General features: G+C 62.6%; 12 protein-coding genes. 1 reads left to right on the top strand and 11 read right to left on the bottom strand.

What is annotated here, in order from left to right; genetic code table 11:
* Positions 1-150 precede the first annotated feature (150 nt).
* The 6 genes from FEZ59_RS01015 to FEZ59_RS00990 are packed head-to-tail and all read right to left on the bottom strand — an operon-like array spanning position 151 to position 6,492.
* Positions 151-1,053 carry an ATP-binding cassette domain-containing protein gene (locus FEZ59_RS01015; protein WP_172932102.1) on the bottom strand — a complete coding sequence of 301 codons (903 nt, stop codon included), beginning with the start codon at positions 1,051-1,053 and terminating at the stop codon, positions 151-153.
* Positions 1,050-1,850 carry an ABC transporter ATP-binding protein gene (locus FEZ59_RS01010; protein ID WP_172932100.1) on the bottom strand — a complete coding sequence of 267 codons (801 nt, stop codon included), beginning with the start codon at positions 1,848-1,850 and terminating at the stop codon, positions 1,050-1,052. Before FEZ59_RS01010 ends, FEZ59_RS01015 begins: the two co-directional genes overlap by 4 nt.
* 4 nt (positions 1,851-1,854) lie before the next feature.
* A complete protein-coding gene (locus FEZ59_RS01005; protein WP_172932099.1) occupies positions 1,855-2,712 on the bottom strand; it encodes an ABC transporter permease in 858 nt (285 codons plus the stop codon).
* Positions 2,709-3,659: an ABC transporter permease gene (locus FEZ59_RS01000; RefSeq protein WP_172932098.1), complete on the bottom strand. Its 951-nt coding sequence runs from the start codon at positions 3,657-3,659 to the stop codon at positions 2,709-2,711. Before FEZ59_RS01000 ends, FEZ59_RS01005 begins: the two co-directional genes overlap by 4 nt.
* On the bottom strand, positions 3,659-5,302 hold the full coding sequence (locus FEZ59_RS00995) for an ABC transporter substrate-binding protein (RefSeq protein WP_172932096.1): 1,644 nt from the start codon (positions 5,300-5,302) through the stop codon (positions 3,659-3,661). The genes FEZ59_RS01000 and FEZ59_RS00995 overlap by 1 nt, the downstream gene beginning before the upstream one ends.
* Positions 5,299-6,492 carry a C45 family peptidase gene (locus tag FEZ59_RS00990; RefSeq protein ID WP_172932094.1) on the bottom strand — a complete coding sequence of 398 codons (1,194 nt, stop codon included), beginning with the start codon at positions 6,490-6,492 and terminating at the stop codon, positions 5,299-5,301. The genes FEZ59_RS00995 and FEZ59_RS00990 overlap by 4 nt, the downstream gene beginning before the upstream one ends.
* A 159-nt stretch (positions 6,493-6,651) precedes the next feature.
* Between FEZ59_RS00990 and FEZ59_RS00985 the strand changes: the two genes are divergently transcribed.
* Positions 6,652-7,500 (top strand): MurR/RpiR family transcriptional regulator, encoded by an 849-nt coding sequence (locus FEZ59_RS00985; RefSeq protein ID WP_202022305.1) that lies wholly within the window; start codon positions 6,652-6,654, stop codon positions 7,498-7,500.
* Positions 7,501-8,085: 585 nt separating this feature from the next.
* Here FEZ59_RS00985 and FEZ59_RS00980 read toward each other — a convergent pair.
* The 5 genes from FEZ59_RS00980 to FEZ59_RS00960 form a co-directional block, all read right to left on the bottom strand.
* Complete coding sequence (locus FEZ59_RS00980) at positions 8,086-9,009, bottom strand: IS3 family transposase (RefSeq protein ID WP_172932091.1); 924 nt, start codon at positions 9,007-9,009, stop codon at positions 8,086-8,088.
* Positions 8,943-9,254, bottom strand: a complete 312-nt coding sequence (locus tag FEZ59_RS00975; RefSeq protein ID WP_172932090.1) for a transposase — start codon at positions 9,252-9,254, stop codon at positions 8,943-8,945. Before FEZ59_RS00975 ends, FEZ59_RS00980 begins: the two co-directional genes overlap by 67 nt.
* A gap of 534 nt (positions 9,255-9,788) precedes the next feature.
* On the bottom strand, positions 9,789-12,992 hold the full coding sequence (locus FEZ59_RS00970; RefSeq protein ID WP_172932089.1) for a type I restriction endonuclease subunit R: 3,204 nt from the start codon (positions 12,990-12,992) through the stop codon (positions 9,789-9,791).
* A gap of 93 nt (positions 12,993-13,085) precedes the next feature.
* Complete coding sequence (locus FEZ59_RS00965) at positions 13,086-14,177, bottom strand: restriction endonuclease subunit S (protein WP_172932088.1); 1,092 nt, start codon at positions 14,175-14,177, stop codon at positions 13,086-13,088.
* A complete protein-coding gene (locus FEZ59_RS00960) occupies positions 14,170-15,795 on the bottom strand; it encodes a class I SAM-dependent DNA methyltransferase (protein ID WP_172932087.1) in 1,626 nt (541 codons plus the stop codon). Before FEZ59_RS00960 ends, FEZ59_RS00965 begins: the two co-directional genes overlap by 8 nt.
* Positions 15,796-15,804 lie beyond the last annotated feature (9 nt).

Raw genomic sequence — 15,804 nt, 5'->3', positions numbered from 1 at the left:
AATATGGGAATGCGACGGACGGAAGCTTCCCCGGACGTGTGCGGTGGAGTATGGAGGAGCCCACACTGGACAGGATGGATGTCGGCCAGAGAGACGACTGTGGTTGCGCGGCGGTTGTTACTCGTGCGGACTACTTTCCGTGGGGGGATGTCAGGTGAGGGTGACTGCGCGCGTTGAGGGTTCACTCGAGCCGGTGGTGGCGTTGTGTCGTTCGGCGTTGAAGCGGCGGCGCTGTTCGACGACGGCGGCAGGGTCCCAGCCCTCACCGGGGGTCGAGGACACCAGCAGTCGGGTGTACGGATGCTGGGGGGCTTGCAGCACTTCCGCTGTCGCCCCTTCCTCGACGATTGCGCCCTTGTAGAGAACGAGGACGCGTTGGGTGACTTCGGCGACCACGGCGAGGTCGTGGCTGACGAACAGTAGCCCGACTCCGGACTGCTGCCGGATCTCGTCGAGCAGGGCGAGGATCTGGTCCTGGACGGAGACGTCGAGGGCGGAGACGGCTTCGTCGAGGATGACCACGCTCGGCAGGACTGCCAGTGCCCGCGCAATAGCCACGCGTTGGCGTTGCCCGCCACTGAGCTGATGGGGCTTCGATGCAGCGTGTGTGCCGGCGAGCCGCACCTGGTCGAGTAGTTCCGCTACGCGGGAGCGCTTTTCGGTACCGGAGATACTGCCGCTGTGCAGTGTTATTGCGTGTTCGAGGCATTGCTGCACAGTCAATCGGCGGTCGAGGGAGCCGTAGGGGTCTTGGAAGACCATTTGTACTTCCCGTGCCCTGCGCAACCGGCGGGTCTTGCCGGGGGCTGTGGACAGGCGGTCGTGACCGTCGACGGACAGGGTGCCCGAGTCCGGGCGCTCGAGTCCGGCGACGATGCGGGCGATGGTGGACTTGCCCGAACCGGACTCGCCGACCAACCCCAGGGATTCCCCGTGGCCGATGGTGAAGGAGACGTCGTCCACGGCGGTGATCGCCGGCTGGCGCCTGCCGATGTGGAAGGACTTGCGGAGGTTGGTAGCGATCAGGGTGGAGGCGGTGGGCGGATTGCTCATCGTGTCGGTTCCTTCGGTCGCGGAAGGGTGGGCGCAGCGTCGAGAAGTGTTCGGGTGTAGTCGTGTTCAGCTCCGGCGAACAGGTCTTCCCCTCGCCGCTCCTCGAGCACCCGGCCGCGGTACATGACGTACACGCGGTCGCAGAACGCCGCGGCGAGATGCAGATCGTGGGTGATGAACAGCAGTCCGAGGCGGCGCTCCTCCTGGACTGCGCGCAGGATGGCGAGCACTTCCGCCTGGGTGGTGACATCGAGTGCGCTGGTGGCTTCGTCGGCGATGAGTAGCCGCGGTCGGGCGCTGAGGGCAGCGGCGATCACCACCCGCTGGAGCATGCCGCCCGACAGCTCGTGTGGGAATTGCTTGATGCGCTGTTCGGGTCGGTCGATGCCGACGGCGTCGAGCAGTTCCAATCCGGTGCTGCGGGCCTGTTGCCTGCTCACGCCGTGGACGTGGACGAGACGTTCGGTCAGCGAGTCGCCGATGCGGCGGACCGGGTTGAGGGAGGCACGGGGGTCTTGGTGGATGAGTCCGACTTGGTGTGAGCGGGCTGCGCGCAGTGTTTTCGTGTCAGTGGCGGTGATGTCGGTGCCTTCGATGCGAACGGTTCCCGTGACGTGAGCATTGGCGTCGAGCAGGCGCAGTGCGGCGCGGGCGGTGCTGGACTTGCCAGAGCCGGATTCGCCGACCAGACCCACGGTTTCGCCCTGATCCACGTGCAAGCTGACCTCGGAGAGGATCCGTGTCGGGCCGGTGGGGGTTTCGTAGTCCAGACTCAGATTGTCGATATCGAGCAGCATCGTCTTACCTCCGGGAGTCGAGTCGGTCGGCGATGCGGACGCCGATGATGTTGACGGCGACGACGACAGCCGCGATCGCGAGGCCGGGTACGGCGGTGGGCCACAGGAAGCCGAGCAAAATGCCGTCCTGACCTTCTTGGACCATAAGGCCCCATTCGGAGCTCGGCGGTTGAGAGCCGAAGCCGAGGTAGCTGAGTGTGGCCAGTCCCATCAGCCCCTCACCGAAGAGCACCACCAGATATCCGAGGAGTGCCGGCGCGAGGTTGGGGATGACGTAGCGCATGCACACGGCGACCGCTCCGACGCCCTGGACGCGGTAGGCGTCGATGTAGGGGCGGGACAATTCCGAGAGGGCGATGCTACGGGTGAACTTGGCGATCACCGGAGCGAAAGCCAGGCCGAGCGCAATGACAGCCGTGAGGGGGCCCTTGCCGAAGACTGCGATCATCAACACGACGAACAGCAGTCCGGGGAACGCGAACATCACGTCCGTGATGCGGGCGAGCAGAGTGTCGACCCAGCCGCCCTTCCACGCCGCGACGGTGCCGATCGCCACACCCATCGCGGTGGCGATGATCAACAGTACGAGCGGGCCGAGCAGACTTGCTCGAGCTCCGAAGATAGTACGCGAGAGCAGATCTCGTCCGAGTTGGTCGGTGCCGAGCAGGTGCGCGGCGCTGGGGCCCTCCCAGATGGCATCGAAATCGATACTGTTCGGGGGGTAGGGCGCGATCCAGGGTGCCGCGAGGGCGACGAGTACCACCAGCGCCAGGAAAGTGATCGCAGCCCAGTAGCCGAGGTGCAGCTTACGGGCGGGTTTGGTGCCCGATGTGACGACTGCCGGGGCGAGTGTGGTGCTCATGACGAACTCACCTTGCTGTTGATTCGTGGGTCGAGGAGGGGAAGAAGGAAGTCGACGAGGGTGGTGACGAGCATGTAGCCGATCGCCATGTACAGCAGCACCGCCTGCACGACTGCGAAGTCGTGGGCATTGATCGCGTCGACGAGGAGCGCACCGACGCCGCTGATCCCGAAGACGCTTTCGATGACGACGGTGCCGGCGAGGAGGCTGGCAACCACCAGCGCGACCATCGTGATGATCGGCCCCCATGAGTTGCGAAGCACGTGTCGGGTGACGATTTTGCGTTCGGCCAGACCGAAGCTGCGTGCCGCGCTCACATGGTCGGCGTCCAGTTGTTCGACCATGGTTTGCCGGGTCACCCGGCTGACGATCGCGAGGGCGCCGATCGCCAGCGCCAGTGCTGGCAGGCTCAGATGGTGGATTTTGTCCAGCACGCCTTCTCCTGCTCCCATGACTGGGAACCAGCCCAGGCGTACCGAGAACTGGGAGATCAGAAAGATCCCGATGACGAAGGTGGGTACCGAGGCGGCGAGGGTAGTTGCCGCAACGACGATCGAGTCGGCGGCCCGGCCGCGGCGCAGAGCCGCGAGCACACCGAGCCCGATACCGAACACCGCGAACAGCACCGTGGCATAGGCGACCAGCGCCAGCGAGTTGGGGATGCGGCTGGCCATCAGGTCTGCCACCGGCTGACGGTACTGTGCCGATTCTCCGAGGTTGCCGGTGAGAGCGTTGGTAGCCCAGTGCCAGTACTGGGTGAGCATCGAGTCGTCGAGGTGGTACTGAGCGCGCACCGCGGCGACCCGTTCGGGGGTCATGTTCTCCGGGTTGCCGATCAACACGGTGACCGGATCACCGGGAGCGGCGTACATCGCGGCGAAGATGACGAACGAGCTCACGACGAGGGTGACGAGCATGCCGGCGGTCCGGCGCAATGGAGTAAGCATCAGTTTTTCTCCGAGCTTCCGAGGGCGGCGGCCCACGGGTAATACAGGTACGCCCCGGATACCGGTGCGCCGGTCATGTGGGTGGACAAGGCGAGTGTGGATGGGGCCTGAACGGCGGGAATCCACACCGCGGACGCCGCCCATAACTGCTGCAGGGTGTTCACCAGGGTCGCGCGCTCGGCCTCGTCGAGGGTGCGTTGGGCGGACTTGACGGTGATGTCGTAGTCCGGGTTCGTGTATCCCGCAAAGTTCACCCGGGCGGTGGAGGCGCCGTTCTTGTAGAAGCCGATCGGATCGTTCTTGGAGATGTAGTACTCGTCGATCCAAAAGTCGGCCTGGTTGCGCAATGCCTCGTCGGTGTAGAAGTCGCCGTACTGCTGGTTCGGGACGGTGACGATCTTGGCGTCGAGCCCGATCTTGTGTGCGGCGTCGACGAGGGCGCTGGCAATCACTCCTCGGGTGGACTGCCCGTCGCTGGCCACAACGATCGGAGATTTCGAAGTACCAGCCTCGGCAACCAGTGTTTTCGCGGCGGACAGGTCGGCGTCGGAGGGTGAAGCGGATGCGCCGGGCAGCTGGTCGTAGGCTGCTTCGAACGCTTCTCGCTGGTAACCCCACGCGCCGGGGCCGACCGGGGTCTTCGACGCCTTCGCCAGCCCACCGAAGGCGGCTTTCGAGACGCCGGTGCGGTTCAGGGCAAGGGACAGTGCTTTGCGGATCCGCTCGTCGGTGGCGCCGCCGCGCTTCGTGGGAAGTAATGACCAGGCATTCGTGGTGGGGCCCTGGGTGAGGGCAACGTTGTCGGCTCCGCGTAACGCCACTGCGGCCGCCGGGCCGTCCAGGTAGGCGCCGTCGATCTCGGAGCTGGTCAGCGAGTTCACCATCGCTGACTGGTCTGCCCAGGTAAAGCGCACTTTCTCAGCGAGCACTGGGCGGTTCCTGTCCCAGTACGTCGGAGATTTGGTGATGGTGACACTGCTCCCTGGCGACCAGTCGGTGAGTTGGTAGGGGCCCGAGCAGGCGTCGGGGCTGGACGGTGTGCCGAAGTTCTCGCCCTGGGCCTGCACGACGCGTGGATTCCAGATCACTCCGCCGTTTCCGGCCATCGCTTGGATGAACGTCGCATCCGGCTGCTTCATCGTCGCGGTGATCTCGGCGGGACCCGTCTTGGCGATCGATTCCACGTTCACGTACTCGTCGGATTCGTCCGCGTCCTTGCGTGCGTGCCGCTGCATGCTCCACAGCACGTCGTCGGCGGTGACCGGGCTGCCGTCGTGGAAGAACGCGTCGGTACGCAGGGCGAACACGACATGGGTGTCGTCTACCCAGCGAGCGGTCTCGGCGAGGCGGGGAGTGGTGGTCAGATCGGGCTGGACCTCCATCAGCCGCTCACACACGTTCGCCAAGATCGTATTCTCTGAGGCGCCGCTGTCGATGTCTGAGTCGAAGGTGGCCGGCTCGTCCGGCAGCATCCACGACACGGTCGACGTAGGCCCGGCCGCCGCCGCCGTGTTGGCAGCGAACGGTAATGCGGCTGCCGTGGTGCTCGACGGTGTGGCGGTGCATCCGCTGAGCAGAAGTGCCGCGACCGGAAATGTCAGAAAATGTCCAATTCTGTTGTGGGACAAACCGTGTCGAGTCATTGGATGGCCGTCACAGGTGAAAGGTGGGGGTGACGCGAAGCGGGACCGTCGAATGCGTTCCACGGCAGCTGCTGGTACTCGTGATTACAGGGGGTTCCATTGGTCACGAAGTAGTCGCCGGTGGTGAGATCGACGCAGCTCGAAAGCACTGTCGCCCACTGGCGTACCTTCGGGCGCCGCTCGTCGGGGTGCGTGCACACCGATTCGGGGTAGCCGAGATGATCCGACATGGCGGCCCGCACCAGCGCGAGCGCTTTTGGGCGGTCTTCGGCGTGCCGCACGGCGGCCAGGCCTTTGGTTGCCTGTGGTACGCGGAACAAGGAATCCACCGAGACCGGCCGGTATCGACCTGCCAGTTGAGGCGGGATCCGCCCTTGGAAATGGTTGCCGTGTACCAGAAGTCCGTCATCGGGGTAGATCCAGTCGATGCCGTGGGGGGTGATCTCGAGGTCCACGGAAAAGCCTGAACTGTGTGAGAGGACGGCGTTGCCGGCAATGTGTGGGGTGGTGCGGGCGAGCACGTTGAGCGCGTCGGGAAGTTCGCTCTGATTGAGCACCATGCGACGGATGAAGGTCTGAGGCAGTCCGATCGTGGAATCGAACCGTCCTCCTAGACCGTTTGCGTTGAGGGCGATTCCGGCCGAGTTGACTCCGTGTCGGCCGATCTGCCCGGCCTCGACCTGCATGATGACGGTGGGTAGCGGGTCCTGGACGACGCGGAGGGCGACAAGGGTCTTCTGGGTTGCGGCGCGCCAGTCCCAGTTCTGGCCGACGTACATGTGGCCGTCGCCGGACGCGCCATCGGTGAGGACGAACGACGTGCATCCGTCCGCGCTCTCTCGCTCGTCCTCCTCGGTCGCGGGGTAGGGGGATGCCAGCCTGCTGCCGGCGTCGTAGATGATCTCACCTCGGGCGTTGAGGGCCATCAGTTCAAGCACGTCACGGGAGGCGCCGTCGGCCACTCCGCGCAGTTCTGTGACCAGGTCCGGGGCGCGCTGTTCGCACAACCGCAGCCAACTCGCGGCCTGATCTTTGACCTCGTTCCAGCTCATCCCGGTTTGGACGTGGAAGGCGTCCTGGTAATAGGCGATGGCGTCGCCGATCAGATCACCGGTCGCGGAGCCGTAGGCGTGTCCCCGTTCGTAGGCGTTTCCGGTGACTTCGACGGTTCGGATGGATACATCGTTCATTGTTTGTCGGATTCCTTCGATCGCGGATCGTCCCGTTCAGGCGGTGGCACTGAAGTTCGGGCGTCCGGGTTGGTTCGATCTGTGATGCACACTACAATCGCTGAAATGGACGATACACATAACAGGTCAGCCGTAACAAGTGTTACCGATAATCCGGGAGTGACCGAGTTACGGGCTCGGGTGCGAGGCCAGTGGGATGCCATGTCCCGCGCGGAGCGGGCAGTCTCGGACTTCCTGGCGAACTGCAGTGCGGAGCGGTTGCTGTACGCCAGCGCCGCCGACCTCGGCGCCGATAGCCGCACCAGCAACGCGACCGTCGTCCGCACGGTGCAAAAGCTGGGATACACCGGCCTGTCCGAGCTCAAACAGCAGGTGGCAGCTCCGTTCAGCTCCACGGTGGCCCCCGAGGTGCGGCTGCAGCAACGCATCGCGCACCTCGGATCCGGATATGAGGGGGTCAGTCGAAGTGTGTGGGCGGAAGCGCGAGAACGCATCGAGCTCGCTGAGGACGTCCTCAGTGCCGACGCCGTGTCCGAGGCCGTCGAGCTGATCCTGCATGCCGGGCGGACCCACACGTACGGGGTGGGGGCCTCGGGTATCGCGGCCGCCCACCTTGCCCTTCGGCTCAACCGTGTGGGGTGCCCGACCCGGCGCATCGACAGTGACGGTTTCGCCCTCGCCGACGAGTTGCTCCTCATCCGGCACTCGGACGTCGTCGTCGTCTTCGCCCCCGGCCGCGTCATCACCGAGGTCGACGTCATCTTGAGCCGAGCTCGGGATGTCGGTGCCAACGTGATACTCGTCAGTGACGAACTGACCGAATCCCTGTCCGATCGGGTGGCCGTCGCGCTCATGGCGCCGCATACGCCGACCGGTCTCAGCGCGGAGGCGCTTACGTCCATCCTCGTCGGCGACGTTCTGGTGCAATCGATCGCGGCGATCCATCCGGACCTTGCCGTGGAGACCTCGCATTCGCTGACTTCTTTGCGCGCCAAACTCGGCTACTGAGCAGGGCGTCGTCGTAGAAGGTGTTTTCGGACCGGCTCAGTCACAGAGGCAGTTGAGCAGCAGGAGTGATCTTGGTCGGTCTTCTGCTCGCGGTGCGAGCAATTGGACATCTCGCGGTTTCCGCTGCAGGCGCTCTGTCCGCGCATCGGTCCTGAAAAGGTGCATGCGAATAAAGTTGCGGCTCAAAAGGGTACGGTCGATGTTGGTTACTTCACTGATTCTCGTGATACCCCGATTGTTTAGTTCGTAATTGCTTCCGCAGTCACGGATCGCCTCCAGGTAACTTCACTAGCACCTCGGACGGCCGAAATAGCCCCGGGCAAGGGATACGCCTGCTCGTCGAGGCATCTGCGGGCGCGATATCGGATGCTGTGTACCCGGAGATGCGAGTGCCGCGAAAATCCTTCCCCCTGGGGGAGCGGTCCGCGCACGATGGCGCCAGACCCGAGCCAGAGTGTTCACCGAGGTGTCGTCCGATTGCCACTATGTCGAGAGGGTTATGTCACCGTCCGCGTGCACAGTTGTTCCATGAACGGTAGATTCTCTCTCCCCGAGATGATCCGTGCCCCCAATAGTGCACCAGCGTTATGAGAGCTGAGGATACGGTTGGATGTCTGCCCAGAGCTTCTCATACTCCATCGGGCTGAGGTTGCCGAGATAGCTGTGGCGCCGTTCGGCATTATGAAAATTGTCGATATGATCGGCCATGGCTGCCGTCAACTCCAGCGTGGTCGACCACTTCTTCGTGTTCAGCAATTCCGTCTGCAAACGTCCCCAGAATGCCTCCATGACAGCATTATCGAAGCAATCACCGACCGTCCCGAAAGACTCGAGCAACCCCCACCTCCGCAGATTCTCACCGAACCCCCACGACCTGAACTGGGGACCATGATCGGCATGCAAGATCGTTGCCTCCCAACGGATCCGTTCCTGCGCGGCCATGTTCACCGCATTGTTGACCAGTGCCGTATCAGCAGTCGTGGAGAAAGAACGACCTACGATCATCTTGCTGAAACAGTCCAAAATCGCACAGCAGTAAACCTTTCCGTCACGAGCGGGATGCTCCGTAATATCCGTGAACCACAATTCGTTCGGCCGGCTTGCCGTGAAACCGCGATTGACCCGGTCAGAGAGGGTTTCGACGCCCAGCAGGTTCGGTTTCCGCTTGCCCGGACGAGGCAACCCAGCGATACCGAGTTCGGTCATGATCGCCGACACCAGCTTGTGATTGACATTCATTTCGTATGTATCGAGCAGTTCGGCTCGGATACGTCGCTTCCCGTAGGTTCCGCGTGATCGTTGGTAGATTTTTTCGATCGTGTCGGCCGCGATGATGCGCCGTACTCGCTGATTGGAGACCGGTCGGCGATGGTGCGCATGAAATGTTGATCTGCTCAAAACCGTTATGCGACATGCCGATCTACCGGAATGTCCTCGTGTGATCAGTCCTTCGACGATCGCGATCTTCCTTTTGGGGGCACCACCGACTGATCGTCGAACAAGGCGCACGCATCGCGAGTCAATGCGAGTTCAGCTTCGAGTGCAGCGATGCGGGCGCGGGCCGATGCGAGCTCGTCGGACTCGATACTCGGTACTCCGTCCCGCACCCCCGCATCGATCAGGGCTTGGTCTTTCCACCGGAACAACGTCGCCGGCGATATGCCGGTTTCCGTAGCGATATCGGCGACTGTGTCACCACTTCGCAGACGGTGCGAGATCTGTCGCCGGACTGAGTTTGTATACGACTTGGGCACTGTGACCTCCTATGGATCACTCTGCCTCATCTCTCATATAGATGGTTTACTTTGAGGGGCACGGATCAAGTGGCTCACCAAATGGGGTCCTACCAAATCCTTTTGGGGCCGGGCGGTTCTCCCCGAACAGCGTCGCAGCGGTGCGGAGGATTTCGACCTCGGCTTCGAGTTGCCGGATGCGCTTGTTCGCCTTCGACAACTGCGCCGATTCTGTTGTCGTGAGACCGGGCCGTTCGCCCCGGTCGACTTGATCTTGGCGCACTCACTGATGGAGCGCGGCGGCGCTGATGCCGAGCTCGATAGCGGCGGTGGTGATCGGTTTGCCGGTACGGACGAGGCTACGGCCCGGAATCGGAACTCCGGCGGATACGGTCGTGGCATGGAACGAAGCCTTTCAGCGTGGCTCGATCTTCACACCGAAGTGGGTAAGAAATCCTGGGGCAGGTCAGGATGTCAACTAAACCGGGTGCAGTCCCTCTCACTGGCTACGGTTAGCGCGTTTTAGGCTCTTAGGCCGGTCGGTTGTCTGAGTTGTCATGGCTCCCTTCTTTGCGCCTGTCCAGCCAGTGCGTAGCGAGGTGCCATCATCTCCATCTGTTCCATGACTGTCTTGATCGCGCCGAGCTGCTTATCTGGCGGATACTTGTACTTCACCAGGAGGCGCTTGATCGATGATCGGAGCTTGGCCCGCACATCGTCACGAACAGTCCAGTCGTACTTGGTGTCTCGTTGCATCACAGCGACCAACTCGCGTGCGATCTGAGCGAGGACGTCCTCGCCCTGCAGGTCGACCGCAGACTCGTTCTCGGCAACAGCGTCGTAGAAGGCAAGCTCGTCCTCCGACAGCGGCGGACTGAACGCGTCGCCACGGTTCTGCTCGGCGGCAACATCTTTGGCCATATCGATCAACTCGGCGATCACCTCGGCCGAGGTGATCTGCTGGTTGGTGTACTTGCGCATCAGCTCGATGATTCGCTCAGAGAACGCGCGCTGCCGGACCACATTGTTGCGCGTTGCCCTGTTCGACTCCTCGGTCAGCGTTGCACGCAACGCCTCGATCGCGAGGTGCGGGTTGGTGGCACTACGCGCGGCGGTCTCAAAACTCGGACCCAAGTCCGACAGCGACGGCCGCGGTAACCCCGCTGCGGCGTAGATGTCTACGACCTCGTTTGACGCTGCCGCATCAGCAACCGCCGAGGCCAGCATTCGCTTGATCTCATCGGGAACCGGTCGGCCGTCGGCCTGACGCTCCTGCGCGTCGAACTTGGCCATCCACACGCGGACCTCTTCATAGAACTTCACCACCGGCCGGATCCCTTCGAGTGATCCACTGCCACCGGCCAATGCCCATGCGCGCGACAGCTGCCCGGCCAGCGTTCGGAACCGTTCGCCGATCGGGGTGTCGTCCCCGGTCACCTGGTTGCCTGCGGTCTCGGGCGAGCGCAAGTGGTCCGTCAGCCCGATCGCGGCCTTCAGCCAGCTCTTCTCCTTCTTCTGCGCTGCGACGGAACGCCAGGCGTAGCCGGCACAGACAGCGTTGAGCTGCTCGACGAGTTGCGCAGTGAGTGCGACGGCTTCCTTGATGTCGCGGCCGACGGGTTTGTTCTCCTGATCGGTCTCGGTGTACTCCTCTAACGCCTGACTCAGGTTCTCCGCGAGCGGCGCATAGGCCACCAACAGGCCGTCTGGCTTTCCCCGGAAGGTGCGGTTGACTCGGGCGAGGGTCTGCATCAGTAGGGCGCCCTTGAGCGGCCGATCGAGGTACAGGGTGTGCAACGGCGGAGCATCGAAGCCGGTGAGAAGCATGTCCTTGACGATGACGATCTGCAGTTCGTCATCAGGGTCGCGCAACCGTTGTTGGATCACCTTGTTCTGAGCGTCGCGGCGAACATGCTTCGCGATGAGGCCCTGGTCCTTGGCGGAGCCGGAAAACACCACCTTGATGACGCCCTTGTCGACGGCGTCGTCATGCCAATCCGGATGCAACGCAACGATATCCTCGTACAGACGCGCACAGATCTCCCGGGTGCCCGCAACGATGAAGGCCTTGCCCGGGCAGGAGATGAAGGGACGCATCGCCTCTGAGCGAATCGTCCAGTGCTTGCTGATGTCGGCGGCCAAGACGCGGAGACGCTCGGGTGCGCCATAGACGGCGTTGATCACCGCCACCGACTTCTCCACCTGCGCGCGTTCGACGTCGTCGAGCCCGAGTGTGGCTTCGTCAGCGGTACGGTCCAGGTCGTCCTCGGTAACCTCCTTGGCCAGGGCTACCTTTACCAGCCGCGGCTCGAAGTACACTGGGACGGTCGCCCCGTCCTCGACAGCGCGGGTGAGGTCGTAGATGTCGATGTAGTCGCCGAAGACATCACGAGTGTTGCGTTCGGCGAGCGAGATCGGCGTACCGGTGAACGCGATCAGCGTTGCATTCGGCACCGCATCGGCGAGGTGCCGGGCGTACCCATCGAGATCGTCGTAGTGACTGCGGTGCGCTTCGTCGACGACGACGATCACATTGCGTCGGGCGGTCAGCTCCGGATGATCGGCACCGGACTCCCGCTCGTCGGCCGTGCGGCTGAACTTCTGCAGGGTGGTGAAGTAGATGCCACCGGTTGTGCGGTTCGCCAGCTCGTCGCGCAGTTGTCCACGCGAAGTCACCTTGACCGGCGTCTCATCGAGCAACTGCGAGCGAGCGAAGGTGTCGAACAGCTGGCCATCTAGGTCACGCCGGTCGGTGACTACCACGATGGTCGGGTTTTTCAGCTTGGGCTGCTGTGCAACGAGGTGCGCATACAGCTCCATCTCCATCGACTTGCCCGATCCCTGGGTGTGCCACACCACGCCGGCCTTGCCCGTGCTGTCGGCGGCGACCACGGTGCTGCCCACCGCCGAGGTCACAGCAAAGTACTGGTGAGGTTTGGCAATTCGCTTGACCAGACCATCCGCACCGGCGTCGAAGGCCACGAAGTTGCGCTGCAGCTGCAGGAACCGCTCGGCGTTGAAGACTCCCGCGATAAGGAACTCGAGCGCAGTGCCGAGATGGTTTTCGTCCGTCGCGTTGCCGAAGGTCACCGGCTTGCCGTCGTCGTCGACGTTCCACGGCGCAAAGTGCTCAAGTGAGGTGAACGGCGTTCCATAGCGAGCGGTGATGCCGTCGCTGATGACGTTCACGACCGCGAATCGAAACGCCATCGGGAACTCACGGATGTAGGTCTTCAGCTGCGCGTGCGCGGACGCAAGATCGGCTGCGGCAGAACCGGCTTGCTTCAGTTCGAAGAATGCGACAGGCATACCGTTCAGGAAGAGAACCACATCAAATCGACGGGTGTGCTCGGCGGTGCGGACAGTCACCTGATTGACCGCAATCAGCTCGTTGTCCTCAGGACGCAAGCCGATCAGGCGAATGGTAGGAGTCTGCTCGATGCCGTCGGTATCGGTGTAGGTGATCCCGCGATAGCCCTTCACCAGAATTTGATGCACTCGGAAGTTCTCCGCGATCGCGTCCTGCGATTGCGGGGCCGAGATCGCGGCGCGCGCCTGGTCCAGATATACCACCGGGACAGCAGGATTCAACTTCTTCAGTGCGGCGAGCATCCGATCAGGCAACACCACGTCGTCCCATGTAGCGCGGCCGCCATCGCGGCCAGGCGCAATCTCGGCCCCCGGCACGTACCGCCACTCATACTCGGCGAGATTCTCGAGCGCGAGATGCTCCCACTCGTCTTCACTAAACCCGCTCATGCCGACTCCCTTGTATTTCGGTTGGCTATGCGTTCGTTTTGCCATCGGCGAACTCGTCGCGCACTGCTTACACGAGGCGTACAGGCAATTTCTTTACACGACATCCGACACCTCGCGCTCCGCGGACGCAACGCTCATCCGCCCCGACATCAGCAGTGGCAACAGCTGGTTGCGCGTGCGAGCGAGCACTACAGACTGATGAACCACGCCCGCAAGGCTGGCGCCAATCGCCGTCAGCGTGGCCTCTAGCTCGAGCTGGGTCTCCGGATCGACTGTTGGAATTTTCACGCGCTCCAACTGGCTGCGATTAATCGCACCAAAGACTGTCCCCTCGGAGTTAAACTCAACCCAGCTGGCGGTAGCTGAACGTACTTGCTGGAACAACGTGCTCGGGGTACCCACTCTCGAACGCAACGCCGCGAGACCGCGTCCGACGCAAAGAACCGACGGCGCCAAGTTAACCGTTCCAACCGGGGCGCGAACGCTGAGGAGCGTGTCCCCGGTTTCTGCCAGCCGCACGGGAGACGTTGTCCACACACGCGGTGTCGGTGATCGCAATCCAAAGTCGCGGACCCCCTGGTAGAACGGCGTTCCATTCCCAACCTCGTTGTATGAGGTACCCGGCGGCGACGAACCCATAACTACTTGCGCAACACTCGCGAGCTCGCAGCCCGGCTCGCTTGCGGATTGTGTAAAAATCGCGGTCGAGAATTCATCGGCTAGGCGGGCGACCCGCTCGTTAGCGGCAATCTTGTCGTCGAGGGCACCGAGAACTTCCGCAATGCCGTCTTGGGTCGCGGATTCCCTCGGCCATAGAACCCCCAGGGGATGCACGTGGTTACGGTTGAGAGTCGGGCTCGCTGAACCTACATTCATATCGCCGGGGGTGAGGAGCTTAAGTGCATAGTAAGTGAACTTCGGATTATTTCCCTTGAAGTCTTTGACCCAAAGGGTTGTGTCATGGGGCCAAAAAGGGCCATCGACAAAGTGGACGCGTCCTAGAGTTCCCTTTCGGCCGATGATCACGCCAGGTCCGGCGCTCATGGCTTCGCTGTGGTACGAGCTGATGCCCCCAGAAGAAACCACCGGAACCTCACCGTCCAGGAACTGCTCACTCTTGGTTATGTCGTAGCCACGCTGAAGTGTAAGGACATCCCCCCACGTCTTCTCGATCCATTCATCCATTGACCCGCTCCAATTGCTGACGGACGATCTGCTCCAGCCGAGCCGACTCGTCGAAGGCAGCGAACAGCTCGCCTTTGAGTCGCGAGATCTTCTCTTCGAGCGGTTCACCGTCATCGACCACATCAGGAGTTCCCACATAGCGTCCAGGCGTCAGCGCGTAGCCGACCGACTTGATTTCAGCAAGCGTGGCCGACTTACAAAAGCCCGGGACATTGTCGTAAGCAACGCCTTTGGCTTCAGCAGACTCCGAACCTCGCCAGGCGTGGTAGACGTCGCCGATGCGGACGACATCCTCGATACTCAGCGCACGCTCAGCGCGGTCGACCATGTAGCCCATCTCGCGAGCGTCGATGAACAGCACCTCACCCGAGCGATCCACCGATCCCTGCACGCCTGCGGTCTTGTCTTTGGCAAAGATCCACAGGCACACGGGAATTCCGGTACTGCGAAACAGCTGCGTCGGCAGCGCGATCATGCATGAGACCAGATCTGCCTCGACAATCTGCGCTCGGATGTCGCCCTCACCGCCGGTATTCGACGACATCGATCCGTTCGCCATCACCACACCCGCCTTCCCTCCGGGCGCGAGCTTGGACAGGATGTGCTGGATCCAGGCGTAGTTGGCATTGCGTGCTGGCGGCACGCCGAAGCGCCAGCGTGGGTCGTCCTCACGCCGAGTCCAGTCCTTGATGTTGAACGGCGGGTTGGCGAGGACGAAGTCCATCTGGATGCCGGCGTGCTGATCGCGCGCGAACGTATCACCCCAGCGGGCACCGAGCCCGTTGTTGTCGATGCCGTGAATCGCGAGATTCATTTTGGCCATCCGCCAGGTCTCCTCGATGGACTCTTGTCCATAGACTGAAACATCTTTCGGGTCACCGTTGTGCTCGTAGATGAACTTCTCGGTCTGCACGAACATGCCGCCCGAACCGCAGCACGGGTCGTACACCCGTCCGCGGGTGGGTTCGAGAACTTCCACCAGCACCCGCACTACGCTTGGCGGCGTGAAGAACTCGCCGCCCCGCTTACCCTCGGCACGAGCGAAGTTGCCGAGGAAGTATTCGTATACTTCACCCATCAGGTCGCGGGCGCGATACTCGCCCTGCCTGCTGAATCGCGCACTATTGAATAGGTCCACCAGCTCACCGAGCCGGCGCTGATCGACACTGTCGCGGTTGTAGATTCGCGGTAGAGTGCCCTGCAGTGACTTGTTAGCGTTCATGACCGCGTCCATCGCATCATCGATGAGTTGCCCGATGGTCTGCTCCTGCGCTCCGCTGAGCGCAGAGGTGCCCTTGGCGTTCTCGGCGAGGTAGGTCCACCGGGCAACCGGCGGAACGAGGAACACGCCGTACCCCTGGTACTCCTCGGGATCATCGATCAGGTCGGCGATCTGATCGTCATCGAGACCGTCGGCCGCTAGCTCCTCCCGAATCGCAGCACGGCGTTCGTCGTACGCGTCGGACACGTACTTGAGGAAAACCAGACCGAGGATGACGTCCTTGTACTGGTTCGCCGAGAGCGATCCGCGCAGCTTGTCCGCGGCCTTCCACAGGGTGTCGCGGAGTTCTTTCATCGTTGACGGGGCGAGCGGCGCCGTCGTCTTTTTTGTAACCATGTCGTTCCT

This window comes from Rhodococcus sp. MS13, from assembly GCF_013277835.1.
Classification (GTDB): domain Bacteria; phylum Actinomycetota; class Actinomycetes; order Mycobacteriales; family Mycobacteriaceae; genus Rhodococcus_F; species Rhodococcus_F erythropolis.
This window is presented reverse-complemented; position numbering and strand designations above follow the sequence as displayed.